This is a genomic window from Vibrio sp. 1288, from assembly GCF_033344475.1.
The window spans coordinates 1-25,736 of sequence record NZ_JAWPOX010000005.1 but is presented as its reverse complement, the minus strand read 5'-3'; the positions used below and the strand labels follow the sequence as shown (position 1 = coordinate 25,736).

Annotated in this window: 24 protein-coding genes; 10 read left to right on the top strand and 14 right to left on the bottom strand. The window is 44.7% G+C overall.

All coding sequences use genetic code 11. The features are described from left to right. Positions 1–160: 160 nt before the first annotated feature. The gene (locus tag R8O11_RS05370; protein WP_238843201.1) at positions 161–1,828 is read left to right on the top strand and encodes an ABC transporter substrate-binding protein; all 1,668 of its coding nucleotides are present in this window, start codon (positions 161–163) and stop codon (positions 1,826–1,828) included. Between the two features lie 75 nt (positions 1,829–1,903). Here the strand turns inward: R8O11_RS05370 and ompV are convergent, their stop codons facing one another. The 4 genes from ompV to R8O11_RS05350 form a co-directional block, all read right to left on the bottom strand. After that, a complete protein-coding gene (ompV, locus tag R8O11_RS05365) occupies positions 1,904–2,680 on the bottom strand; it encodes an outer membrane protein OmpV (RefSeq protein WP_017635134.1) in 777 nt (258 codons plus the stop codon). A gap of 222 nt (positions 2,681–2,902) precedes the next feature. Further along, positions 2,903–3,436, bottom strand: a complete 534-nt coding sequence (locus R8O11_RS05360; RefSeq protein ID WP_005373930.1) for a copper resistance protein NlpE — start codon at positions 3,434–3,436, stop codon at positions 2,903–2,905. Positions 3,437–3,696: 260 nt separating this feature from the next. Further along, the gene (locus tag R8O11_RS05355) at positions 3,697–4,926 is read right to left on the bottom strand and encodes a quaternary amine ABC transporter ATP-binding protein (RefSeq protein ID WP_213907747.1); all 1,230 of its coding nucleotides are present in this window, start codon (positions 4,924–4,926) and stop codon (positions 3,697–3,699) included. Next, positions 4,919–5,818: an ABC transporter permease gene (locus tag R8O11_RS05350; RefSeq protein ID WP_005373926.1), complete on the bottom strand. Its 900-nt coding sequence runs from the start codon at positions 5,816–5,818 to the stop codon at positions 4,919–4,921. Before R8O11_RS05350 ends, R8O11_RS05355 begins: the two co-directional genes overlap by 8 nt. Positions 5,819–6,318: 500 nt before the next feature. On the opposite strand from R8O11_RS05350, the gene R8O11_RS05345 reads away from it, so the two are divergent. From R8O11_RS05345 to nqrM, 3 genes are read left to right on the top strand one after another with little or no spacing between them, the layout of a single operon-like run. Further along, positions 6,319–6,609: a DUF134 domain-containing protein gene (locus R8O11_RS05345; RefSeq protein ID WP_005373924.1), complete on the top strand. Its 291-nt coding sequence runs from the start codon at positions 6,319–6,321 to the stop codon at positions 6,607–6,609. Beyond that, positions 6,606–7,112, top strand: a complete 507-nt coding sequence (locus R8O11_RS05340; RefSeq protein ID WP_005387209.1) for a NifB/NifX family molybdenum-iron cluster-binding protein — start codon at positions 6,606–6,608, stop codon at positions 7,110–7,112. Before R8O11_RS05345 ends, R8O11_RS05340 begins: the two co-directional genes overlap by 4 nt. 1 nt (position 7,113) lies before the next feature. Continuing rightward, positions 7,114–7,323: a (Na+)-NQR maturation NqrM gene (gene nqrM, locus R8O11_RS05335; protein ID WP_017635136.1), complete on the top strand. Its 210-nt coding sequence runs from the start codon at positions 7,114–7,116 to the stop codon at positions 7,321–7,323. On the opposite strand, the gene R8O11_RS05330 is transcribed toward nqrM, so the two are convergent. Beyond that, positions 7,301–8,113, bottom strand: coding sequence for an aminoglycoside phosphotransferase family protein (locus R8O11_RS05330; RefSeq protein WP_165935375.1), 813 nt, complete (start codon positions 8,111–8,113; stop codon positions 7,301–7,303). The two genes, nqrM and R8O11_RS05330, sit on opposite strands and share 23 nt — an antisense overlap. 187 nt (positions 8,114–8,300) lie before the next feature. Between R8O11_RS05330 and R8O11_RS05325 the strand changes: the two genes are divergently transcribed. Further along, positions 8,301–8,495, top strand: a complete 195-nt coding sequence (locus R8O11_RS05325) for a hypothetical protein (protein WP_005373920.1) — start codon at positions 8,301–8,303, stop codon at positions 8,493–8,495. A gap of 75 nt (positions 8,496–8,570) precedes the next feature. On the opposite strand, the gene fusA is transcribed toward R8O11_RS05325, so the two are convergent. The 5 genes from fusA to R8O11_RS05300 form a co-directional block, all read right to left on the bottom strand. After that, positions 8,571–10,595: an elongation factor G gene (fusA, locus tag R8O11_RS05320; RefSeq protein ID WP_042523303.1), complete on the bottom strand. Its 2,025-nt coding sequence runs from the start codon at positions 10,593–10,595 to the stop codon at positions 8,571–8,573. 294 nt (positions 10,596–10,889) lie between these two features. Further along, positions 10,890–11,882 carry an N-acetyl-D-Glu racemase DgcA gene (gene dgcA, locus R8O11_RS05315; RefSeq protein ID WP_064376185.1) on the bottom strand — a complete coding sequence of 331 codons (993 nt, stop codon included), beginning with the start codon at positions 11,880–11,882 and terminating at the stop codon, positions 10,890–10,892. Positions 11,883–11,914: 32 nt separating this feature from the next. Continuing rightward, positions 11,915–12,937, bottom strand: a complete 1,023-nt coding sequence (gene dgcN / locus R8O11_RS05310) for an N-acetyltransferase DgcN (RefSeq protein WP_064376248.1) — start codon at positions 12,935–12,937, stop codon at positions 11,915–11,917. Between the two features lie 101 nt (positions 12,938–13,038). Further along, positions 13,039–13,920 (bottom strand): LysR family transcriptional regulator, encoded by an 882-nt coding sequence (locus tag R8O11_RS05305; protein ID WP_318119586.1) that lies wholly within the window; start codon positions 13,918–13,920, stop codon positions 13,039–13,041. 154 nt (positions 13,921–14,074) lie between these two features. Continuing rightward, positions 14,075–15,283 (bottom strand): MFS transporter, encoded by a 1,209-nt coding sequence (locus tag R8O11_RS05300; RefSeq protein WP_064376186.1) that lies wholly within the window; start codon positions 15,281–15,283, stop codon positions 14,075–14,077. Positions 15,284–15,484: 201 nt separating this feature from the next. On the opposite strand from R8O11_RS05300, the gene soxR reads away from it, so the two are divergent. After that, positions 15,485–15,919, top strand: coding sequence for a redox-sensitive transcriptional activator SoxR (gene soxR / locus R8O11_RS05295; protein ID WP_005373898.1), 435 nt, complete (start codon positions 15,485–15,487; stop codon positions 15,917–15,919). Positions 15,920–15,928: 9 nt separating this feature from the next. Here the strand turns inward: soxR and R8O11_RS05290 are convergent, their stop codons facing one another. Together R8O11_RS05290 and R8O11_RS05285 are read right to left on the bottom strand one after the other, a co-directional pair. Further along, complete coding sequence (locus R8O11_RS05290) at positions 15,929–16,324, bottom strand: DUF2391 family protein (protein ID WP_005373896.1); 396 nt, start codon at positions 16,322–16,324, stop codon at positions 15,929–15,931. A gap of 13 nt (positions 16,325–16,337) precedes the next feature. Continuing rightward, a complete protein-coding gene (locus tag R8O11_RS05285) occupies positions 16,338–17,183 on the bottom strand; it encodes a tetratricopeptide repeat protein (RefSeq protein WP_064376187.1) in 846 nt (281 codons plus the stop codon). A 200-nt stretch (positions 17,184–17,383) separates the two neighbouring features. Between R8O11_RS05285 and R8O11_RS05280 the strand changes: the two genes are divergently transcribed. Further along, complete coding sequence (locus tag R8O11_RS05280; protein ID WP_033906307.1) at positions 17,384–17,854, top strand: ASCH domain-containing protein; 471 nt, start codon at positions 17,384–17,386, stop codon at positions 17,852–17,854. A 54-nt stretch (positions 17,855–17,908) separates the two neighbouring features. Here R8O11_RS05280 and R8O11_RS05275 read toward each other — a convergent pair whose 3' ends face one another. Together R8O11_RS05275 and R8O11_RS05270 are read right to left on the bottom strand one after the other, a co-directional pair. Further along, on the bottom strand, positions 17,909–18,496 hold the full coding sequence (locus tag R8O11_RS05275; protein WP_213972645.1) for a class I SAM-dependent methyltransferase: 588 nt from the start codon (positions 18,494–18,496) through the stop codon (positions 17,909–17,911). 90 nt (positions 18,497–18,586) lie between these two features. Then, entirely contained in the window at positions 18,587–20,104 is a 1,518-nt protein-coding gene (locus R8O11_RS05270; RefSeq protein WP_318193972.1) for a phospholipase D family protein, read from the bottom strand. Between the two features lie 518 nt (positions 20,105–20,622). Between R8O11_RS05270 and R8O11_RS05265 the strand changes: the two genes are divergently transcribed. The 3 genes from R8O11_RS05265 to R8O11_RS05255 all read left to right on the top strand — a co-directional run bounded on the left by R8O11_RS05265 (position 20,623) and on the right by R8O11_RS05255 (position 25,543). Further along, a complete protein-coding gene (locus tag R8O11_RS05265; RefSeq protein WP_025767993.1) occupies positions 20,623–21,780 on the top strand; it encodes an efflux RND transporter periplasmic adaptor subunit in 1,158 nt (385 codons plus the stop codon). Positions 21,781–21,793: 13 nt separating this feature from the next. Then, positions 21,794–24,952, top strand: coding sequence for an efflux RND transporter permease subunit (locus R8O11_RS05260; RefSeq protein ID WP_318132668.1), 3,159 nt, complete (start codon positions 21,794–21,796; stop codon positions 24,950–24,952). Positions 24,953–25,276: 324 nt separating this feature from the next. Then, positions 25,277–25,543 carry a hypothetical protein gene (locus tag R8O11_RS05255; RefSeq protein ID WP_005373876.1) on the top strand — a complete coding sequence of 89 codons (267 nt, stop codon included), beginning with the start codon at positions 25,277–25,279 and terminating at the stop codon, positions 25,541–25,543. Positions 25,544–25,736 lie beyond the last annotated feature (193 nt).

The window sequence follows — 25,736 nt, the reverse complement described above, 5'->3', positions numbered from 1 at the left end:
GAATACTTATTCAAGTTACCTCTTGGCTTAGTAAACGTTTTTGACTTCTGTTGGTCGAGCTGAGTCCAAGCTTTGAATTTGTTTAGATATAGCACAGGAAGTTTAGTTGCTAAGCGTCCTGTGCTATTTTTTTGCTTTGGAATAACTCTTAGGAATCTTTGTGAACGATGTCAATCTTAGGTATCTGGATCTACTGTTAAAGCACTTTGAACCTCACCAGTATCACCTTGTTACGCTTTCTGAGCTAGAAGCGGTGATTTGCACGTCGAGGCGCAATGTTTCTATTGTGATGAAAAAGCTTGCCACTTACGATTGGGTCGATTGGCAACCTGCGATTGGCCGAAGTAACGCTAGCCGTCTCAGTATTAATATTTCCCTCCAACAAGCGATGACCGAGTTTTTGGTTGAGGAGCTTGGCAGAGGAAGAATGAACTCAATAACGAAACTTATTGATTGGTTCGGTCAAACCGCGGTTAGAGCACTGACTATCGCTTCTGAAAAAGTGAATCGATTGAACGAATCAAATAACGCTATTTTGATTTCTTCTTACCCTTGGGTATCCAAAATCGACCCTGCGAATACTTACCGTCACACTGAATTACACGTCGCGAAAAGCGTTTATGACGTATTGCTGACCCAAAATTCCAATGGTGGTATCGAGCCATCGTTAGCACACGAATGGAAAATGGAAGGCAAGGTAATGACGTTATGGTTGCGGCCAGGCATATATCGCCATGATGGCGAGCCCCTTAATATACAGGATGTGGTTTGGAGTATAGAAAGACTCAGGGAGATAAAAGGACCAGTTCACGAGCTCTGGCAATGCATTGATAGCGTGGTTGCAGAAACATCTAACTGCTTAAAAATCATATTGAAGTATCCGAACAAGTTGTTTCCATACATGCTAGCAACTCCTCATGCGTCTATTCTGTGTCGAGATGTCGTCTCTTTCGGTTCTAGTTATTCCTACCACATAGGGACTGGGCCATTTAAAATCAGCGGCTGGAACCAGGAGAGTATGACTCTTGAAGCGCACAAAGAGTATTTTTCAGCACGCGCATTGTTAGATCAAATAACGCTGTCTCATGGTGATGTTAAAACCTTAAATATGTTGAGCTTTAACCAAAGCTCCGATCACGTTGAAGTGGAAAAAATTAGCGCATTTTCATATCTGATCTACCGCGAACGCGCGGAATCCCAACTCACAAAAGAGACTTGGTATCAACTCGCTGATTACATCCATGTGCAAAAGCGAATTTATGATGCGCCAAGTGCCGTTGACAGCATTCAGTTAGAGACTCATGAGCAAGATTTATCAATAACAGATGGTGGTGTGATACCTAAACTGAAAGGTAAAGTGGTATTAGCTGAACCTGTCTGGACGATACCGAGTTTAATTCGTCATTCCGAATGGTTGCACAGTGTGATTCGTGCGACGGGATTGGAGTTGGAGATCGTCGTTATTGATGACATTAGTTTTCCTGAGGTAGTGTCTCACCAAGCAGATTTGCTCTTCATTGAGGAAGTCATGGAAGCACCATTTGAATATGGCATCTTCGAATGGCTGTCGATAGCAACTGGACTGCGTTTTAGTTTTGATCAAAGCCAGATGTTAAGCCACAGAGAAAAGGTTCGCAGGGCGATGGCTGATGATCACTCGCTGCAGTCTTTATTAAACCTAGAGAAAGCGCTGCGCGATCAGTACCTATATTTGCCTTTGTTTGTTGGCTACGAAGAAGTGACAAAAACACAGCAAGTGCGAGGTGTGCAGGTGAAGAATACAGGCTATAGCGACTTACATAGGTTATGGATTGCTCATTCACACTAACGTCTGTGTGCAAGATGATGCAAATGTCCAACGCATAAAGCCATCGAAATGATGGCTTTATAAGGGCGTGTCGGATTAGAAGTTGTACGACACACTTGCGCCAACAACCCATTGGTTTGCACTATCAACGATAGAAGAGTCGCTGATACCGCTGCCTAGGCGCGTGTATTGTGTCATTTGGCTTACTTGCCAGTTGTCGTTGATTGGCATAACAAGTTTGTAGCCCACACCATAGCTTACCGTTGAATCACCTTTGTATGCTTTGCGGTTTGCGTTTGCTTCGCGTTGTTTTACACCAAAGTAGTAATCTACGTAGTCTTCACTTTGATAAGTTAGGTTAGCAAAAGGAACAAAATCAACACTACCGAATTTCATTATGTGGAAGTAAGTCGCGCCCGCTAAGTAACCTTTGTAAGCACCGCTGATATCGTGCTGAAGGTATGTAGAAATGACGTTGTTTTGATCCAGTGTAAAGTCTGCGTTTAAACCTAGATCGACGGCGAAACGGCGTTTATCTGTGCCTTTCAGGCTTTTCGCTGTATCACCGTCGCGCATTACACCGCTACCTACAAGGTAGGCACTCATGTTGATTAACTCATTGGTGTTACCGAAGAAGCGGTAGTTAATGCCACTTAGGTCGGCATTAAAGTCGTCACCATGGTAACCACCGTTGAGAATTGGTGCTGTATTATGCTTTTGATCTTTGAAAAGATCGCTGCCTTGAGCCACACCAGCTTCTACGTTCCAACCGCCTTCGTTGTTGTAGATGTTACCGTTACGAATGTAAGTATCGCCAGCGAAAGCTGAGCCAGCAGCTGTCAGAGTAAGTAGTGCAATTAATGTTTTTTTCATCATTTTTCCGAGTTGTTCTGTTTTGTTTTGAACACTGTACAAAATGACGTTGTAAGCATCTATCGGCAAAGCGTATGGAAATGTAATGAACAATCAGGGTAAGAAGCAGAATGTTGCTTCAGAATAGAAAGGTTGCTGGAATAGCTTTCGTTAAAACAGCGAAAAAATCCGAGCTGGGGTGGCTCGGATTTTGGGTATTTATCAGGTATTGATACTAGCTTCTTACTGTTTCGTTAAGTTGTATAGTGGTGCTAGGTCACCCGTTACTTTTTCGCCATTCATGTCTAGCTTCATAAGTACGTTTTCACCAACAAAGTATTGGTTTGGTGCATCTTCATTTGTCAACGTTACGATGCTGCCATTTGCGTCCCAAGTGAATTGACCTTCAGATTTTGATTGACCGTCTTCTTTGTCTTGGTAGCTTTCTTCAAGTACGTAAGTGCCATCTTGATTTAGTGTGATGGTCATATCGATACCAGCACAATCCGCGCAAGGTAGTGTTCCTTTGTAGGTGCCGTTCCAGTCCAGAGCACTTTGTGCGTTGTGTTCAGAGTCTACAAATGTCTCTTCAGTAATTACCTGTTCTTCTTCTACTGGTAACGTGTCAATTGTCTCAGTCGTAACGTCTGCACTGGTGGTGACTTCAGTTTCCGTTGCCTGAGGTACTTCAACTGCGCTTGTTTCGGCAGGTTTCTCATCTTGACAGCCTGCAAGAATGATTACCGCGCCTGTTAGTGCCAACATTGTCTTTTTCATTTTATCCCTCTTTTAATCAAGATTTTGTATGAGAGTAATAGTAGACATTTATCGAGGATTTGCGTCATCAAAAAGCAATAGAATGATCTAACTATGTCAATAAAACCGGATATGAGCATGAAATTGTCAGGAAAATCAGAACAATGTAAATGTTGCTTTGGGTATCAAGCTTGAGCCCACAGACAAATATCTAAAAGGGGATTGTGAGCGAGTTAATTGATAACAGCTCACATTGTTGTGAGCTGTATTATCAACATCATCTAAGAAACGTTATTGAAGCTTGAGTGTGAAGTGCCTCGTTTTGTGCTTCGTTGATCAGAAAACAGCTCCGCAATAACCTGACGATTTAATTCGCCTTTCAAATGGCCGTGCTCATCGATGACGGGCAGTGAATGTTCACACGACATGACTTCAGTCAGCACTTGCTCAATGGCTAAATGTGGAGAGATGATAGGCACCTCTTCATAGATATCATCACGCCAATCTGATCGGTGAGTTAACTTCGCTGCGTTTAGCAATCCTTGCTGTGTTATCACGCCTTGATAGCCTGCATTGGTCTCATGGTAGGCATAATCACGTTTAACACGTTTCATTTCACTCAGCGCATCTTCAATGGTTTCAGCGCGAACACAGTACGAAGGTGGCTGCATCAGCGTTTCGACTGTCAGTGCTCGCGCTCTATTGACGTCTTTTACAAAGGCTTCAACGTACTCATCGGCAGGATGCAGTAAAATTTCGTCTGGTGAACCTTGTTGGACAAGTTCACCGTCTTTAAGAATCGCGATGCGATCGCCAAGTCGAAGCGCTTCATCTAAATCATGAGTAATGAAAATAATGGTTTTGTGCAGCTTCTGTTGCAGCTCTACCAGCTGATCTTGCATTTCGCTCCGAATCAGAGGGTCCAATGCTGAAAAAGCCTCGTCCATCAACAGTATTTCGGCGTCGGTAGCCAGTGCCCGTGCAAGGCCCACACGCTGTTGCTGTCCACCCGATAGTTGAGCAGGATACTGGTGCTTATAACCCGTCAGTCCAACGGTTTCTAACCATTCATTTGCTTTTTCTAAGCGCGCCTCTTTATTCATTCCCTGAACTTCCAAACCATATGCGATGTTGTCGATAACAGTGCGATGAGGCAGCAAACCAAAGCGCTGGAACACCATAGACATCTTGTGACGGCGAAACTGTTCAAGCTCTTTGTTCGAAAGTTGCATGACATCCACCCCTTCTACCAAAATCTGCCCCATGGTTGGATCGATTAATCGGTTGAAGTGGCGAATCATGGTGGATTTTCCAGAACCGGATAATCCCATAATGACAAAAATTTCACCCTTTTGAATTTGCAGGTTGATGTCTTTTAGTCCGACCGTGTGGCCCGTTTCCGTTAAAACCTGCTCTTTACTATGTCCCAACTTAACGCGCTCAATCACGCTATTGGGCTTGGGGCCGAAGATTTTATACAGACCGCTGATTTCGATAAGTGGACTAGTCATGTTTTGAGTCTCCTAAATGAGCTTGAGTGCGTTTCGCATACGCTTGTGAAGCACGATCAAAAAGGATTGCTAGGGCGACAATTGCTAAACCATTGAGAAGACCAAGAGTGAAATATTGATTGGTAATAGACTTTAGAACAGGCTGACCTAAACCTTTTACCCCAATCATTGATGCGATGACCACCATTGACAGTGCCATCATGATCGTTTGGTTAATTCCCGCCATGATGGTTGGCATTGCAAGCGGAAGCTGAACCCCAAAAAGCCGTTGCCGAGTGCTGGCACCAAATGCGGTTGCGGCTTCCAATACTTCTTTATCAACTAGACGAATGCCCAAATTGGTTAAACGAATAACCGGTGGAATCGCGTAGATCACTACTGCGATAAGGCCAGGAATTTTCCCGATGCCCAATAACATCACAACTGGAATGAGATACACAAATGCCGGCATGGTTTGCATGACGTCGAGTAATGGTGTTACCACCGACTGAATGCGATTAGAGCGCGCCATAGCGATGCCTATAGGGATACCAAGTGCGATGGCAAGCATAGTACATACAGTGATGATACTGAGCGTACGCATAGTGTCTTCCCACATTCCAAAATAGCCAATCAGAATCAGCGAACCAAAACATGCAGCGGCCAGTTTCCAAGAGCGGCTGGCGGCATAAACGAGAGTGGTGCAGACACCTAAAATAATGAACCAAGGTGTAGAAATCAGAAGTTTTTCAAACCAGACAAGAAACGCAAGGAGTGGATCAAACAGAGACTCAATGAGTTCACCATACTCGCGAGAGAAATCTCTGTAGGCGCCGTCGAGTGTTTTGCGAATCGCCCTGAGATCAGAGGCATCCATTTCCGGGAATTCGCTGAGCCAATTTGAGTCAGACATATGTACTTCCTTTTTCTGATATACCTAAGCGCTCTCAAGAAACTTAATTTGGCAAGAAGAGTAGGGCACCTAGGCCAAGTAATGTTCGTTCGACAGGTTCTGTATCGAAAGTATTACCCTTTAAGCTCAGGCCAATGTCGTCAAACTTCTCTTTTTCGTTTCTTAGGTATACATCCTTTTAAATAAAACAATCATTAGTGTTCAAACTAATGATTTGCTTGGATTATAGTTTTTCTTCTTCAATAAAATGAACACATTAGCGTGTATTTGTATGAAAAATCTGCGCAAACTAACGTTTTTATTATCCGGTTAATTAGAATTGATCTTTTTGTTCGTTTGTCATCAAAATCCCTAAATTATTAGATGTCTAATTAATGCTGATGTATTACGTATTTGTCGTGTTGATTTTTGCAAACTTAGTTTATTGGCATATGCTAAAAATGTTATTGGCATATGCCAGTTTAAGGCGTAATTTGACTCTGTGTTTTTGAGGGACAATGATGGCAAGACCAAAGATAGAAAGACGAATATGCGGACGTGCGGCTCACCATTGCTTTAAGCCCAATGGCATTCCATTTAATCAGTTGGAGCAAGTCGCCATATTACCAGAAGAGTTAGAAGCGCTACGTTTAGCCGACTTAGAGGGGCTTAGCCAGCAGCAAGCTGCGGAGCAGATGGGCGTTTCTAGACAAACTTTTGGTAACACAGTAAAAAGTGCAAGATTGAAAGTCGCAAAAAGTTTAGTTGAAGGTCATGCATTAGTTTTTCCGAATGAGGAGTCAAACTTATGATTTATGCTATTCCTAATGATGGTGAGCGGGTGGCAAACCACTTTGTAAAAGCACCATACATTGCTATTTATTCTGATACTGACGGTATGCTAAAAAACTTAGCGAACATAGCTTCTATGCCACAAGCGGGTTGTAATGCGAAGTCTCAGTTGATTCAGTCTCTACAAGGGTACAATGTGGATGCTGTTCTTGTGCGAAATATCGGTGAACGTGTATTGGCAAAGCTACTTAGCAGTGGCACGCCAGTATTTAGGCTGTCTACTCGTAGTTCCTTGGAAGATGTGCTTGCGGTTCCAAGAGAGCCTTTGATTGAGCCCTCTCAAGGACGCCCATCAAACAATCATAAGAAAAGTGTTCACAAACAAAAAGGCGGCTGCGGCTCCTGTGGTTGTGGTGGCCAAAAATCAAAACCCTCCTTGTTGGCAAGACCTAAGGCGCTACTCAAAGCAACATCTAGCCCTGCTATACTTAAGCTAGAGTCGATGGCTAATAAGGCAGGTTAATATGGTTTGGTTATTTACCTTTCTTGGTTTTCTCGCAATCATTTTGTTGATGTCACTTGGCGTCATTTTTCACAACAAGCGCATTCAAGGAAGTTGCGGCGGTTTAAACAACGTCGGTGTTGATAAAGTATGCAACTGCGAAACCTCATGCGCAGAACCTGAAAGGCGTTTATATCAAATCTCAGAGCCTAACTCATCACCTGAGCGCTAAGGCTTTTGGCCCATTGCGGCAAGGTTTGCCGAAACCAGTCCAAATACTTGCTGGTCTGCGGATTCTCTCTGGAGACCAGTATGTTGACTACCTCGACAACGATCCACGCTTTTGCTAGTCCGATATCGCGCGCCAATTCTGTTGTTTCACCTTTCTCTGCGCACTTTATATATTTGTCTGCTACGTTCAAGTAATCATCAAATGTGCCCATGCCCTCGATGAGCGGCGCTAAATCTATCGCGACATGCCCTGTAGAAAAGCGCTCCCAGTCGAACAGCACCAGCTCGCCATTTTGGCGCTGTCCCCAGTTTCCTGCATTGGTGTCTCCGGAGATCAAGTTCTGCCCATCGAAAAGGTGCGCCGATCGTTGTTGTAGCTGGTGGAAGAACTGTTCTGTCTCTGAGCCCAGTTTAAGTGTTGCGAGTGCTTGTTGAGTCGCTTGTGGTGTCCACTGGTGGCGGTGATAAACACCATCTGATGTTGGTGGAAGTCGGTGCAGTTTGACGAGTTGTTCAATGACTCGATCATCTTCAAGTAAGAATGCTTGCTCGACTGCGTGGGGAACGTATTCAATGTACAGAACGTTTTTCTGGTCGTCGAGTTGAATCAAGCGCGGTACGTGTATTCCAAGCGCGTTAAACTGCTCGGCATAGCGTTGATAAAACGCCACTTCTATTTGAGTAGGGTTACGTTTTTCTATTACTTGGACGCCATCTTTTTCGATGAGAAAAACTTTGGCACTGCCCATTTGGTTGAGTTCTTGTTGCGACACCGGACTTCCTGTCTTCATGTAGAGAGAGCTCACCTTAACCGCTGCACTCACGTTTTCCAATAGCCACGACAAAGTGCCTCAAAAATATTAAATGCAACTGTTTAAATATGATTTTGCTGTGAGTGTCTAAATTTTACACAGTCTCGCCTGTACTCCGATAAATTCGTTCTACGCTTACTATTCGTCTTAATAAAGGAGAACCAAAATGGCTGTAATGAAGCAGGATATTCCAAATCGTGTAACGGTTTACCATGACAATATCGATCAAGAACAAGAGCTGAAAAATGCGATGCTGCCAGAGAAACCGCGCTACTTTAACGGTGCTCCGACTTACAAAGCGAACAGCATCGAAGAGTTTGAAAGCAAAATCAGTCAGATAGGTTTGTCTCTCGATAAATAATTTTTCTTTTACCTAAAAGCGCCCTCAAAATGAGGGCGCTTTTTTGTTTATGTGATTGATTTGAATCGTAGGGAATTAACCTTGTTGTGCACTGCCTTGGCAGACCTGTTTTTGCACTGCTGGTGGCGCGGGCTCGTAATGGCTTAGAGTCATACTAAAACTGCCTTCACCACCCGTGATAGCTCGTAATCGACGAGCGTAATCTTGCAGCTCGTTTACTGGTGACTTGGCTCTGAGTAAGGTGAAGCTACTGTCGATTGGCTCGGTGCCTTCGATTAAGCCTCGGTTTCCAGATAAATCTCCAGAAACATCGCCAACGTTCGCGGTTGGGATGTGCAGTTCCATCTGGACAATGGGTTCTAGCACAATAGGATCTGCGTTGTTAATCGCATCTAAAAAGGCTTTCTTACCTGCGATGACAAACGCTATTTCTTTCGAATCGACGGAGTGATATTTACCGTCATAAACGGTGACTTCCACATCCTTAATTGGGTTGCCAGAAATCGCGCCTTCCTCTAACGCTTGCAAAATACCTTTTTCAACAGCAGGAATGAGCGCGGTTGGAATGGCGCCACCCACCACTTTGTTGATGAACTTAAATCCGGCACCACGTTCGAGTGGACGAACCTTCAATTGCACTTCACCAAATTGGCCTGCACCGCCACTTTGTTTTTTGTGTCGATAATGCCCTTCGGCAGGTTTGGTGATGGTTTCAAAGTATTCGACGCTTGGTTGGCAGGTTTCGACGTCCAGTTTGTACACGTTCGCCATCTTTTCTAATGCGACTTTGAGGTGAAACTCCCCTTGGCCGCTGATGATGGTTTCGTTGGTGCGAGCGCGATGTTCGATGCGCAGAGAAGGATCTTCACTGGCAATTTTATTCAGCACATCTCCTAATTTTTGCTCATCTCCACGCTTAAGAGGCTTCAAGCACAAAGAATACATGGGGTCAGGAAGATCCAACGTTTTGAGTTGAACACCATCTTCTTCGTGAGAGTCATGAACGATTGAATCGAATTCGAGATCATCCACTTTGGCTAAAACGCAGAAGTCGCCTGTAAGCGCGCGAGGGATCTCGGTTCTATCTTTGCCCTGCAGTTGATATAAGTGCCCAACCTTGAATGCCTTGTTGCTTTCGCCAATATAAAGCTGGCTGCCCGCATTGATTTCACCCTGATATACACGTAAGTAGGCAAGTTTTCCCATATATGGGTCGACGCTGACTTTGTACACGTGTGCGACGGTGTGCTCTAAGGTTTCGCAATTTACTTTGATTTTTTTGCCGTTCTTTTCCAGTTGAGGAGGGTTACCCTCGTTTGGCATGGGCATGATCTCCGCCAAGGTGCGTAGCAGCAGCTCGACGCCCGCACCGGTTTGTGCTGAGACAAAACAGACAGGAATCACATGTCCAGTTCTCAGTGCTTCTTCAAACGGATCATGCAGTTGCTCTGCGGTGAGTTCGGAGCCTTGTTCCAGATACAGTTCCATTAGTTCTTCATCGACTTCGATAACTTGGTCAATTAAGGTCTCATGAGCTTCATCTACCGTTGCAAGTAAGGTTTCTCGTCCCAATTCTGGTTCGAAATAGCAGTCAACTACAGATTCTCCGTCAGTCGAAGGTAAGTTGATCGGCAAGCAGTGGTCACCAAAATGCTCAACGATGTTCTCCATCAATCTCTCTAACTGATTACCGTGGTTATCGAGCTTATTGATGATGATCATCTGACATTTTTGCTGCTCTTTTGCAAAGGTGAATAGGCGATCGGAAGTTTGGTTTAGTGGTGTTTGAGGGTCGATGACAAGGGCGGATGTTTCAACGGCAGGAAAAACGCTGATAGTACGGCCAAGTAACTCGTTTTGTCCCGGAGTGTCGATGATATTGAGCCGGTGTTTATTCCAGCGCAGTGCGACTGGCGTTGCTTCAATACTGTGTTGATATTGGATGGATTGAGGGTCGAAGTCGGTAACAGTATCGCCTTTTTCTACGCTGCCTAAATGGTGGGTGGCATCGCAGGTGAAGAGCAGTTTTTCTATCAGCGTGGTTTTACCGGTCCCGGTTTGGCCGACAAAAGCGATATTGCGTATTTTATTGATAGGCATAGAGCCTCCTTGCAAGATGGCGTGAAAAACCTACGAATTGCTAGGAAGTGGGTTGTTATAGAAACCCACGCACTGCATTGGAGTAGGGCGGGATTACCGCCTATTCGTTTTCCACGTCATTTTCCGAATGACTCGATGCATAAGATCACCTTCTTGGACTACTGGAATCTTAGCATGCCTCAATAACCATATAATTTATGTGACTTATTTCATGATGGGGCTGATTGTTTTTTTTATCGAGATCATAAACTCAGAGGTTCTGACTTTTGGAGTAAAACCTCTGGATTGTTTAGGCTATTTGGAAAGAACGATTTCGCCGTCGCGATAAACCAAGCTTGGCGTTACATCTTGTCCTAGTAACACCGGGCCATCAAGATCGACAACGCTCGCCTGAGCAGCAATGGGTAACGCGGCTCGCATCGCCAGCGACGTCCCCAACATACAACCGGACATGAGGCTAAAACCGAGTTTTTGGGCGTCGTCGGCTAATAATAGTGCTTCAGTGAGCCCGCCAGTTTTATCTAGCTTAATGTTCACCATCTCGTATTTGCCAAGCAGTTGATGCAATTGCTCTCTGGTGTGACAACTCTCATCGGCGCAAAGTGGAATGGGGTGTGGAATGCTGGCGAGTACGTCGTCGCAGTCTTGTGGCAACGGTTGCTCGATCATGGTGATATTAAACGGTTCGAGTTGAGCAAATACCGTCGCGAGGTCGAGGTTTTGCCACGCTTCATTCGCATCTAAGACAATTTGTGCGTGCGGCGCGGCATCGCGTACTGCTGCAACGCGCTCAATCACGTTTTCACCATCCAGTTTTACCTTTAGCAGTTTTGCGCCTTGGCTAAGGTAAGCTTGTGCCTGTTTTGCCATCGCTTGCGGCGTGTCGATAGAAACCGTCATCGCCGTCACAATCGCCTCGGGTAACGTAAAGAGGTCGTGAACCTGCTGCTTTTGGCTCAAAAGCGCGTGAAGATGCCAAAGGGCGCAATCCAATGCATTTCTTGCCGCCCCTGCGGGTAATAACGATTGAAGCTGGCTTTTGAGAACCATGACATCAGCTTCGCCTTTGGCATACAAACTTTGCAGTTCATGCGCGGCGTGAGAAATCGCCTTAATCACCGATTCAACCGATTCACCATAACGAGGGTATGGCGTGCATTCACCTTGGGCGGTCATGCCTCGATGTTCAATTGTCACGCGGACTACGTGGCACTCTGTCCGACTGCCGCGAGAGATGCGAAATGGTGTCGCCATGGCAATCGTGACAGGTTCTACATGAATTTTCATCTCACTAGTTTTCCCTAAACCGCAGTTATTTTCTAAACCGTAAATGTTTCTTTAATTGTAAGGAGCCTACCTGCAACCGCATCAACGCCAAAACGTACAGGGTCGGTGACGGGCACTTGGTATTTGTCGCTCCAATCCTGGCATAACTGGGCTGCATCTTCTTCGCTGAGCGCAGAAGTGTTTAAGCAAATACCCACTAATTGAGCGTTTGGATTTGTTAGGCGAGCAGCGGCCAGATTCGCTTCTATCGTTTGTTCAATGGTTGGCAAGCTCACATGTGGTAAGTTCCGGATGTGTGGTCGACCAATCTCATGGCACAGTATCAGAGCGTCAGCTTGTGCGCCGTGAAGTAAGCCCAAACTTACGCCAGCAAACGAAGGGTTAAACAATGAACCTTGCCCTTCGATGATGTCCCAATCGTGATCGGTGAACTCAGGGCTGATCGCTTCTACTGCGCCGGAGATAAAATCGGCAACTACAGCATCAATCGAAATGCCACTGCCTGCGATGAGAATTCCGGTTTGACCCGTTGCTTTGAACTCTGCACGACAGTTTTTACGCTTCAATGCATGCTCAATGGCAAGGGCAGAGTACATTTTGCCAACGGAGCAATCTGTCCCTACAGTAAGTACTCGCTTGCCTGCGCGAGCTTTGCCATTGCCGACCTTGAGCGGGGCATCATAATGGCGAACATCATACAGTTTGGTTAATCCGCGTTGTTCTAGATCGGCAAGGAGAGCAAATTCCGCCAAACGTTGGTGCATGCCCGATGCAATTTCAAATCCCATCTCTGCCGCTTCAAGTAAGGTTGCTTGCCAAGCTTCGGGAATGACGCCTCCTGGATTTGCAGTGCCAAGCACCAGCGTTTTTGCTCCTTGCTGCTGCGCTTGTTGTAGTGTCATGTCGGTTAAACCAAGCGATACGGTTTCTGGCGTCAGGCGGATTTGGCCAAGACAAATCTCAGGTCGCCATTGATATATGCCACGCGCGGTTTTTGCTGCGAGTGGATCGGTTACATCGCCAAGAAAAAGTAGGTAAGGTTGAGCAATTTGCATGATGGTTCCCTTCGTCATCGTTATTGCTCATTAATGTAGCCAGACTGATTTAGGAAACCGAATGCTTATTTGTTAGGCAGGTATAACTTCAGGTTATACCTTTAAACCATCTGTTGTTTTAGGGCGGTGATAAATTGCTTTGTCGCAATGGATTGAGGTGTGTGCTCTGCGAATAAAATAGAGACAGAGAAGGACATATTTGGCTCCAAAGCATGCACGGAAACGGCATTATCTTGGCGATATTGTTTTGCAGTCCAAGGGTCTACAATCGCGAATCCTGCTTCGTTTTTCACCAGTTCAGCCGCCGCGGAGTAGCTGCGGACGGTAATGGCATGTTGATAATGCTCGTCACGCGCTGATAAGGTTTGATGCAGCAATAAGCCCAGAGGGTCTCGGCTATCTAAACCGATAATGGGTAAATCGTGACTGATGAGTTCTTCTAAAATGACGGTTTTTTCTGCGGGTATCGCTGCGCTTTTAGGAGCGATCAGTGCTAAGTTTTCTTTCAATAACATGTGCCCCATGATCGCTGGTGGTGTTTCTTCACCGAACGCAATGGCGACATCCAGTTCATGTTTCAGTAATCCTGAGCACAGCTCATCGCGATTGGCCGTTAAGAGCTCAAAGGAGATGCTGTGCTCTTTCGACAACAACGCGACAGTCGGCGCTAACAAGTGTGCGGCCAAAACAGGCGGAGCACCAACTCGTAAATGTTGAGTTCCCTGTTTGACTTTGTTGGTCAGAGAGCGAAATTGTCCGAGTTGTTGATAGACTTTTTCAGCCTCTGGCAATAAGGCTTTGGCTTCTTGAGTTGGAACGAGACGGCCCTTTACACGCTCAAATAAAGCGAAGCTCAGTTGTTGTTCTGTATGGGCGAGAACTCGAGTGACATTAGGTTGGGAAACGTGCAGTAAGCGAGCCGCGCCTGACACCGTTCCTGCTTGCATAATGGCGTAAAAGACTTCTAATTGCCTTAAGTTCACTGAGATTTCCCTCTGCTCATGTTGGTCACCTCAGAATACCCAACCTTGCTGATAAGCGATAGAGGTAAAAGTGCTGGCGTAAAAAATAGGAAGACGATGTTGGTTGCCTTCCTATCTCGCTTTTTCAATTTCTCAACTTCTCAATTTCTATGCTTCACTTTGCTGCTGCATGAAGGGGCAGGTCGTTAAACGGCTCGACGTCTTGACTGAGTAATCCCATCAAAATCACTGCTAACACCATGACAGCAGCTGCGATTGCAAAACCGTATTGTGTTAGTTCGTAATGACTCAACATTGCAATCAGGACGTAACTGAGAGATTGAATGGTGGTGGCAAACATGCTGATGCCGCCATCGACGCGACCTCGTTGATGAACCGCTACGGTGTGATGCATCCAGTTGACTCTCGCAATGCGATTTAGCGCGTTAAATACGCCAAACAGCGCCGTAAACAATAAGATGGTCAGCGGGCTCATCGCAAAACTCATCCCGATAAGCGCAAAAGAGACCATAACCATCGAAGCGAACATAATGTGGCTATGGGAGGCACGGCTTAGCACTTTGGTGACAATAAAGCCGGTTAGCAACGAGCCGAGGCCAAAACTGATGTTGAACCCTGCAAACCAATCGCCAGAGATGCCTTGTTCAGAAAACCAAATCGGCACCAGTTTGCTCAAATACGTCAATGCAGGATAAGAGAGGCAAGAGAGCAGAATAAAGCCATAAAATCGGGGTTCGAGACGGAATATTTGTTTGCTCTCTTTGAGTTGCGCGATGAAAGCAACGGATTTTGACGCCCTTAATTGTTGGGTATAAGGCGTCAGAATATAGAACATCGCTGCTAACGCAGAGGCGCTGGCCGCAAACAAAGCAAACTCTTTCATACCCCACATTTCAAGCAAAACAATACCCAACGCGCCAGCTCCGAGGGTTGTGGATTGCATTACAATTTCTTGCTGACCCGAAATTTTCGCATACTCATGGTGCTGATAATTTTCTTGGGTGAAGGCGTTGTTGGTCGTCCATGCAAAATTACTCGAAACCCAATACACCAATTGCGCAAAAGCCAGCAACCAGTGTGACTCAAACCCTAACCAATAAGCAATGAACACCACCAAAGCCATACCCGATTGAATCCATTGATTGAGCACGAGTAGTACTTTGCGTGAATGTCGGTCAATTAAAGTGGAAAAGAAAGGCGTTGCTAGAAAAGAAATCGCGGTGCAGCTCAGAGAAACTAAAGCGACGAATGTACCCATGTTAGGTTCGGAAAGCATGACCCATGGCAGTGCCATCATGAATAAGCCAGAGGAAATGCTGTCGAAGAAGCGGCCAGCTAAGTACGGCTGAGTTTTATTTTTCATTATGTTTGCCTCTAACTCCCGATGTATTTCAAAAGGTTGATGTCCAACTGTCTTGTGTTTAACAACCAAGTCGTTCGCGCTGAACACATTATCTTGAGATCGCCGGGGTTTAGCGTTAATTAAGATGGTGCAACTTTAAAACCTCAAGTAAACTTGAGGTAAAGCATTTTTTTAACAAAATTGATACACAGGGAGTCAAGGATGGAAATCAGCGTAGGAGAAGTGGCAAAACGTTCTGGAGTGAAAGTATCTGCCCTACATTTTTACGAGCAAAAAGGATTGATTTCGAGTTGGAGAAATCAAGGTAATCAGCGTCGCTACCATCGCAGTGTGTTGCGCCGTGTTGCGGTGATCAAAGCAGCGCAGCAAGTTGGGTTGTCGTTAGAAGAAATTAAACATGCGTTAGATGAACTGCCGAAACACCAAGCCCCTAACAAAGCGCAATGGGAAGAAATGGCAAGCCATTGGCATGAACAGTTAGAACAAAAGATTCAAAAACTTAAAGCGTTGCAAAACGATTTAGGCGGATGCATTGGCTGCGGGTGCTTGTCGTTAGAAACCTGCGCACTTCGAAACCCAGAAGATGTATTAGGGAAAGACCACTCGGGGTCGAACTTAACGTTAGAAGAAGAGTAGCGATTATCTCTATTCTTTGTCGAAACTGTCGACTACGATCGCGCCCATCGAAGCAGGCATTGTGATGACGATAACGCGTTTTATCGCAACCAAAGGCTCATTCATGAGTGGCAGTTTATCAAGACAGAAAAGAACTAACGCTACCACAACGGCCGCAATGAGGTACGCGATAACCACACGAAAAATAAAGATGGATACGCGATTCTTGATGTGGCTTTGAAACACGCTTTGATACGCGAAAAAACTGAGGAAAATGACAGAAAGACTTAACAGCATGAGCAAGTTTGCCATTGGTAGGCTCTCACCTAATCGCCACGCTTCCTCCGAAAATGAGATCGGGACTGCTAGGGCAAAAGCGCCAACCAATACTTGGCTAGCGTCTTCTAGATTAAAGTGGCTGCTCATGCTGTTTATTCCATTATTCGCTTGCTAGATGTAAGAGCTTTTCAAAACGCTCATTACCGTGCAGCAATTCGAGGTCTCGTTCTTCGGCAAGTAAATCACGAATGGATGGGCTGTATTCAATTGCGCGTTCCAAGTCTTCAATAGCTTGCTCTTCGATACCAAGGCGAGAGTATGCACACGCGCGTTGATACAGTGCAGGGCCGTTGGTGTAATCGACTTCAAGTACGCGGTTACAAATGCTAAGTGCCCAATGGTATTCGTTGATTTCCATCGCTGCGTCGGCTTTGTAAGTCAACGCTTCTAAATCACCTGGACGAATTAATAAGATTTCATCATAGATTTCAATACGTTGTTCTGGAGTTTGAGAGCTTTGTGCACGTAGCCATAAGTTATGGATCTCGTTGATTTTCTCAATCTCTTTGTTGTTTTCGCTGATAATGCGAGTTTTGCGTTTTAAATCTCGCTCAAGGGCGACAAACTTTTTCTCGTATTCTTGGGCGATCTTCTCCAATCGTTTATCAGCCATCTCTTTGGTGTTGTGTTTAAACTCGCGCAGAGATTGCCATCCGACAAAGGCAATCAGCGATGCGACACCAGCAATGATGTAGAAGAAGTATGTAACGGTCACGTTGGCATAGTTCAACGATTTATCTGCGACCGTTAGCTCGCGATCGGTGATCTCTGTGATCATTCGCTTTTCTAGGCTTTGATAGTCCTGACGCAGCGCTTTTAGTTCATCTAAAATATAGCGTTCCATTAATGGTCTATCTAACAGATCCGATTCTGAATACTTTTCCTCCGATGCCATTGTTGGCAAGGCAAGCATCAGCGAGAAAAAAATACCAATAAATAAGCGCATATAACGTCCTTTCACGAGAAGAGTACAGATAGACCATGCAACAATAGCAAATAGCACAAACGTTTAGCAAAGTTATTACAAAAGAAATCACAGTCGTCTTCGTAGAAGTCATATTCTTGTTGTTTTTCAGTTTGTTCCTGGTGGTTATTTGTTGTGATATCTTTTATCCTCCTTGCGAATTTATGATTAATGGAGTGAGCATGGACGCGCGAGCTAAGGATTACTTAGAACAATTCCTAGAATTATTATCACCAGAACAAAGGGAAGCTGTACCATCAGTCAGTGCTGACTATTATTGTGCCGATGAATACAACGCGAATGTATGCGCAGATTTGGTTCGTATTGGACAGAAAACTGCATCGTGCAGTTTGGAGCTTTGGTATCGAGAGCATGGTGAAATCATGCCCCAAGTCGGTCATTTACAAGTAGTGACGAATTGGGATGGGGACCCGGTTTGCGTGATACGAATTACTGACGTAAGTACATGCAAATATGAGAATGTAACCGCAGAGTTTGCCTACGCAGAAGGCGAAGGTGATAGAACCTTAAACTGGTGGCGTGATGCTCATACTGCATTTTTTAAAGCTGAATGCGATGAGTTGAACATCGATTGGCATGAGAAACGTACGCTGGTTTTAGAGCGTTTTGAAGTGGTGTATCCCGTCAATTAATCTCTGATAGCAGCACTGATTTGAAGTGCTGCTTTCTTTACTGAGAGACCATTTTTAGCGCTTTCGAGCGGTCACACTAAACATGTGCCAATGTTTTTGGCTTCCGACTACAGTGGTCCCGTCTTCATCTCTTTCATGCAATGAAATGAGGTCGTAACCTTCGAATAAGCTTTCCACTTCCTTTTTTGTTAATGCGGTAATGTTTGGGTGCATTTCGGAGGTAACCCAGGAGTCTTTCACTCCCAAGAAATCGCCGCAGAAGATACCGCCCGGTTGTAATGCGCTGTCTATTTTTGTCCAGACTTGTTTGAAGCCTGTGTCAGGGCAAAAGAACAAACTGGCATTTGCGATAACCAAGCTGCACTGAGGGTAATTAAATTCAGTAAAACAGCACTGCGAAACCGAAAATCGCTTATTACCTTCAAAGCGTGTTAAACAAGTTTTTACTGCATCTTCATTGCTATCACATGCGTGAACCTTAAATCCCTGTTCGAGGAGAAAGTGGCTGTCTCGACCTATTCCGCAGCCAATATCAAGAGCGACTTTGCCTTCTATCTTAAGTCGGTTTACGGCATTTTCCACGTTTGGGCGGTGAGGTTGGCTTAAAATTTTCTGATAGTATTCATTCCATTGCGCTGGCATTGAACTTCCTTATGTTGGTTGTGTCCCCTGCCCAAAACTAGCGTCCATTTTGTTTTGCTTGACTGGGGAGGTTTGCAGTATTGGCAGCTGTTATAGCTGATCTTCAATCGGTAATATTCCGGAGAACCAAGCGCCCATTTTTCGCCATACTCCTGCTTCTGGTTCGGAGTCGTATTCTTCGCCTGTTTTTACGTCGGTCCAGACAATGTCCCCGTCGCGCAGAGTTAAGGCGTAGGCGTTACTCGACAGTTGATTTGGCAGTTGTTCTAGAAACATTTGCACATATTCTGGCTGTTCGATAACAACGGCCATTTCGGTATTCAAAGCGGCCGAACGTGGGTCCCAGTTCATCGAACCAACGAAAAGTGTTTTGTTATCAATCGTCATTGCTTTAGCGTGTAAACTTGCTCTGCTACTCCCCGTGAGGCTCCACTTACTTTTGAGTTTTGCGCTCGCTTTTACTTCCCAAAGCTTGATTCCAGCTTCGAGTAGATCTTTTCGATATTTTGCGTACCAACCATGCACGGCAAACACATCGTTAGACGCGAGGCTATTGGTCACAATCGTGATATCAACGCCTCGCTTGGCCGCGTTACTTAATGCTTGAGTACCTGCTTCAGTTGGAACGAAATAGGGAGAAATGAGCACAAATGAATTCTCAACACTTTTAACCAATTCCGACAAATTATCAATAAGTTGGCTCTCTCGGGTCGCGACTTTATCGGGCAGGTCAAACCATACTTTCGCTTCTCCCCAGTAGAGCTTGAGTTTGCCTTGTTTTAGATCTTGGTACATATCCAGTTGAGTGAAGTCATAGCGGCCGGTTGAAAACTTTTCCTCTAACCGGAGTTTATTGACCTGCTTTTGAATCGCTTGGTCGGTAATTTGCTGTGAATTCGGTGTAATCCATTCCATTGGTATCGAATAGGCGCTATTCCAGTAGAGGTCGAACTGATCGGCAGTTTGTTGTACCGCCTCACCATAGAGCAGAAGATCAAAATCACCAAACTCAACTTGCGATTCAAAAGAGAAGTATTCATTGCCGATATTTCTACCTCCGACAATGGCGGAAACACTGTCTGCAATCAGAGACTTATTGTGCATACGACGATTAAGGCGTTCAAAATCGCTAGCAAGAGCGAACCAACGGGAGTCGCGATACTGATGCGGATTAAATAAGCGGATTTCTATATTAGGATGTGCATTGAGGGCAGCCATCACATCGTCGTTTCGCTTTTGCATATCGTCAAGCAACAGCCTTACTCGAACACCACGCTTTGCCGCTTCATACAAGCGCCACGTTATTAGCTGACTCGTTTCGTCACCACGGTAAATATAGTATTGAAGATCAAGGCTTTTCTGGGCGGACTCGATCAAAGAGGTTCGAGCAAGAAGGGCATCGTGTCCTTGATTTAACGGTGCAAAGCCAGTTATGGACTTAGGGTCTCTCCCGTAAGCTTCAAAGTACTGCGCAAGAACAGAATCCTTTTGATAACCGAGCTGAAAGCTGGTGGACTTTTCACTGGCGTCATTCAACGATACGGATGAGCATGCCGATAAAATAGTGAGCAGCGAGGGGAAGAGCAACTTGGCGAGCGTTTGTAACAAAGCACATTTCCTTGTCTTACAGAGTGTTACCTACTCCAAATTATAGACTTAAGCTGACGCCACATGCACCCAGAACCGTTTGATAACGAGCGATTAATCAATGAATTGCCATAGAGCCTGCACTAAGTTCAACTTTTAGAGCGCAGATAATCATTTATTTTAATTATCATTATGGCCGTATTGGTCATAATCACTAATATCTGGTGATTATGACCAATAGCACACTGGATAAAATAATGGTTTTTATATAACCATATGATTTCTAATAAATAAATGCTTGGCATGTCATTTGCTGTTTAGAATAAAAGTTAAGTCAGAGCAACTTGCGCAGTTGGTTAATTTTTTGTTAATTTTATTAACTTTGAATTGGCAATAACTATCTAGTTAGCTGCTTAAAAGACTAGGCAAGTGCCGCTTTGATGTTTATTCAAATTCAATTCTCTCACCACCATGCTTACCGGGAGCAATGGACTGAATAAAAGAGTGGTGTTGAAAACAACAATAAAAAAGGATTTTCGATGTTAGCAAAACCCATATTACGTTGGCTTTTACCCTTCGTCGTCGTTGGAGGCTCTTATGCAGGATATGCTGCAATTGCCGCAACTGCGCCGGAAAAAGAGTCAACCAAAGATGCAATTACAGAACCTACTGTTCAGGCTTCTTCTCTTTTTCCTACCGATCACAAAGTGGTGATTACCAGTCACGGTGAATTAGTCCCTTTTGAAAAAACACACCTTTCCGCGCAAGTTAGTGGTGAAGTGATAAGTTGGCACCCGAATTTTGTGACGGGTGGCATCGTAAAACGAGGAGAGGTTCTTTTCACAATTGAAAGTGACAACTATGAAGCGTCGGTTTTACAAGCTGAAGCCGATTTAGCTAGTGCACGCGCAAACTTGATTGAGGAACAAGCGAAAGCCGAAGTGGCAAAACGTCAGGCAAAGAGACTGAGCGATAAGCAAGTGACGGATCTGTATTTACGCAAGCCTCACGTTTTGAGCGCACAAGCGCAAGTGAAGTCGGCCCAAGCGGCACTCAAACGAGCAAAAAGAGAGTTAGAAAATTGCAAAGTCGTTGCACCTTACGATGCGCTGGTTGTTGAGCGTGATATTGGTGTTGGTCAATTTGTTACATCTGGTTCTCGAGTTGCCACGTTAAACAACATCGAAGTGGCAGAGGTGCACGTACCCATTGCCGGTTTTGATAGTGCATTTTTACCCGAATCCATTGGTGAACTCACTGCGACAGTGACGCAGCAAGGTGTGTTTTCTACCACTAGAGAAGGTCGAGTAGTTCGTGATTTAGGCATGATTGATAGCGCTACCCGAATGATTAACATGGTCATTCAAATCGCGGACCCATACGGTGTCGATAACCAGCAGCCTCCAATTAAATTCGGCTCCTACGTTGAAGTGAGCTTCACTGGTAAGGAACTTAAGCATATCTACCGCTTGCCACAGGAATTAGTAAAAAATCGTACCGTGTGGGTAGTGAATGGCGATAATCAACTTCAACCCAGAACTGTCACGGTTTTGAGAGCAGAAGGTGAGTTTTTGCTGGTGGGCGAAGGTTTAGAGCAAAGTGATAAGTTGGTACTGACCTTACCAGAGTACCCTCAAAAAGGCATGGCGGTACAAATCGCAAAAAAGAGTGACGACTCCGAAACCGTCGTACAGTAAGTAGGAGTATGTCATGGAAGATACTAAACAAAAGGGCTTGATTGCCTATTTTGCGAATAACCCCGTCGCTGCCAACCTTTTGATGGTGTTCATCATTATCATGGGTGTGGTGAGTTTTCTCTTTATTCAAAGGCAGATGTTTCCGAATATTGAGGTGAACTACATTGATGTTCGTGCGACTTATCCTGGCGCTTCTCCTCAAGAGATAGAAGAGAGTATTCTCGTTAAGGTCGAGGAATCGATTAAAGACGTCACCGGGATTAAAAAAGCAGTCTCAACGGCCTCTAGAGGTAGCGCTTATGTTTCTATCGAGGTAGACGTTAATGCCGATATCAAGCGTGTCTTAGATGATGTAAACCAACGTATTGATACCTTGTCTAATTTACCAGCGGGTATGGAACCAATCAATGTTTACCAAGTTGAATGGCGCCAAGATGTAATTGAAATGGGGTTAGTTGGGGACCGACCGCTCGAGGAGCTTAAACCGATTGCTAAGCAAATCGAAGATGAATTACTTCAGTTAGAAAACGTCATGCTGGTGTACCTGAGTGCGCCAGAAGAAGAAATAGCGATTGAAGTTGACCCACTTGTTCTTCGTAAATACGACCTGACGTTGAGCGATATCAGCAGCGCGATCAGCCGTTACTCAGCCAACTTTTCTGCGGGCGAAGTAAAAACAAACTCAGGGATGATTGCAGTAAGGATTGAAAACCAATACTACCGTGGTGATGAGTTTAGAAATATTCCTGTAAAGCTTGGCGCAAATGGTGCAAAGGTTCTGTTGCAAGATATTGCCACAATAAAAGATGGCTTTACGGAAGAAGAGCGCTACTTTGAATACTCAGGTCAGAATGCGATCTACATGTCTGTTGAAGCAACTCGTGACCAGAACATTATCCCTGTTGCACAGTCCGTTCGTAATTATATTGAAACAAAAAACAAGACATTACCGCAGGATGTTAAGCTCAAAGTCTTAGTTGATACGACTTATTATTTAAATGGGCGTCTCGACATGATGTTGAAAAACTTGCTGCAAGGCGCTGCATTAGTCGCGATTATGCTGACCATTTTCCTACGTTTCCGCTTGGCTATGTGGGTAATGATCGGCTTACCAGTGTGTTTCCTTGGTGCGGTGATGATGATGCCAGCTTTGGGTATTACAGTGAACATCGTCTCGCTGTTCGCTTTCATCATGGTGCTCGGAATTGTAGTTGATGACGCCATCGTGATGGGAGAGAGCGCTTACAGCGAAATTGAAGAAAAGGGCGGCGGTGTCGAGAACGTGGTTCGTGGTGTGAAACGTGTTGCTACGCCAGCGACATTTGGTGTTCTGACAACGATTGCTGTATTCGCACCATTCTTGCTTTCGAGTGGTATTGATAGCGCTTTCTTTTACGGCATTGCTGGTGTCGTGATTCTGTGTTTGATCTTCAGTTTGATTGAATCAAAGTTGATCCTACCAGCGCACTTGGCGCATACCCATTTTAAACCAGTTAAACCAGGTGGATGGCGAGATCGTTTCAACCAACGTTTCTTCGGCTTTGTAAACGGTCCGTATCGTAACTTTGTAACAACATGCACCCATTGGCGCTGGACAGTGTTTGCAGTGTTCTGTGGTTTACTGCTGATCAGCGCGGCTTTGATCAACGCGAATTATGTTCGGGTGATCCCTAACCCTAAAGTGCCGACTGACTATCCTGCGATCACTATTGAAATGAATGATACCGTTTCAAGTGAGCAGACAATCAGTGCACTCAAGACTATTGAACGTGTCATGCAAAAGATCGAATCTGAGACCATTGCAGAACATGGTCAAGGAATGATTCGTGATGTGCTGTCGTACAACAGAAGCCGCACCGAAGGTCGTGTATTAGTACCTTTGGTTGATGAAGAGTTACGCCCGTTCAATACATTTGAGCTGGCTCGACGTTGGCGTGAAGCTATGCCTGTTATTCCAGGTATGAAGAGCATCAAAATCCGCGAGCAGAGTGCGGGTGGTGGTGACAGAGATGAGTTTGGCTACTTGTTGTTTGGTTCTAACATCAATGAGCTCAACGAGGCTGGTCGTTACTTGATAGAGCGTTTACAGCAGGAAGAAGGGTTATATGATATTTCATCTTCTATTGATTCTGGAAGCAAAGAAGTACTCCTGTCTCTTGCGCCTGTAGCGTACGATCTCGGTCTGGATCTCACCATGATCGCAGAGCAAGTTGGTGGCAGCTTTTATGGTGGCGAAGCACAGCGCATTATTCGTGATGGTGAAGAAATTAAAGTTATGGTGCGTTACCCGCAACTGACGCGTGAAGCATTCTCATCATTGCGTTACGCTGTGATTACAACACCAGCAGGTAAGAAGGTCATGCTAGGTGATGTGGTGAAGATCAACGAGCAGCCGGGCGTGAGTAGCATTCGACGTGAAGGCGGGTATCAAACCGTTTATGTTTATGGTTCCATAGACGAAGAATTGGTTGAACCTCAAGAAATCGTGAAGGTCATTGACGACAATATCTTACCGGACATGAAGCAAGCCTTCCCAACTGTGAAAACAGAATTGGGCGGTGATATTGAAGAGCAGGCTGCGCAGCGTAATGAACAGATTTTGTTCTTTATTGCAGGCATGATCATCGTCTACATCTTGTTAGCTGTACCGTTAAAAAGTTATACCCAACCTTTGATTGTAATGTCCGTCATTCCGTTTAGTCTGACGGGGGCGATTTGGGGCCATTTCTGGCTAGGTTTAGACATAAGTATGATGTCGACATTTGGTTTGATCGCCGCTGCTGGCGTGGTTATCAACGACTCTCTGGTTATGACAGATTACGTAAACCAAGTGAGAGAAAAGGGTATGAACATCAAACAAGCGGTTGTTGAGGCGGGTTGTGCTCGTTTTCGAGCTATCACGCTCACCTCAATAACGACGTTTGCGGGTGTATTGCCGATAATGTTTGAAACGAGTTTGCAGGCGCGTTTTGTCATACCGATGGCTGTCGCTTTGGGCTTTGCGGTGTTGTACGCAACGGTTCTGACTTTAGTGTTGGTGCCTTGTTTGTATTTAATGCTTGAAGATATTAAAAATATTTTCAGATCGATTAAGAGGTTTATCCATCGTTTGATTAATCGTTTCAGAAAGTCGCCAGTGACGTCGAGCGTTGAAGCAAGCGTATCGAGTTAACAAGCTTGATGTTAACGATTAGGAGCAGCCTTCGGGCTGCTTTTTTGTTTCCGCATTTTGATTCAAAGTGATTTTTTAGTGGGCAGTTACGTAATTATCTGATGAGAAAACTGCCTGACAAAGCATTTCTAATATGTATGTTTCTAATGTTTTAAATTCGCATGGTTAATTTGACACTTGGTTAGCGAAATTTACCAGACGAAGATAACGTTGAATATGAGGTTTTATTTAAGTTGTTGAAAAATAACAAAATAAAAGTTGGCATCGTATGTGCAATATATGAATTGTAATTAAAATTAACTGCTAATCCTCAAGGAGCTTATTATGAAAAGCGTATTTCTATCTACTCTAAGTCTTATTGCTGTAATGTCATCACCAATCGCTGCTGCTAACACTTTAGACAAAGAGGAGTGGAGCTCAGATTTACGTCAGGACTTTTCTGAAATGAAACATGAAGCTATAGCAGATATTCAGCAAATGAACATGGATGCCATTCACGCACGTGATGAGCGTATCGTGAAAAACATTAAAGATGAGCAAGAACAGTTAGTAAAGGTAACGTGCCACAAAGAGAAAGCAAGCAAGTCATAAACGCCGATAAAAGAGACTAACAGACGAAAATGAATCCAATACGAGTTCGGTGTTAGTTAGCAGTAAGCACTGACCTTGTTGCTCTACTTGCCAGCCTTTTAAGGCTGGCTTTTTTGTTTTCAGCCCTAAACCACCTACTTCAGTAGGTGGTTATCATCCGTTTCGGCTTTGCCTGTAAAACTACTCATGCTAA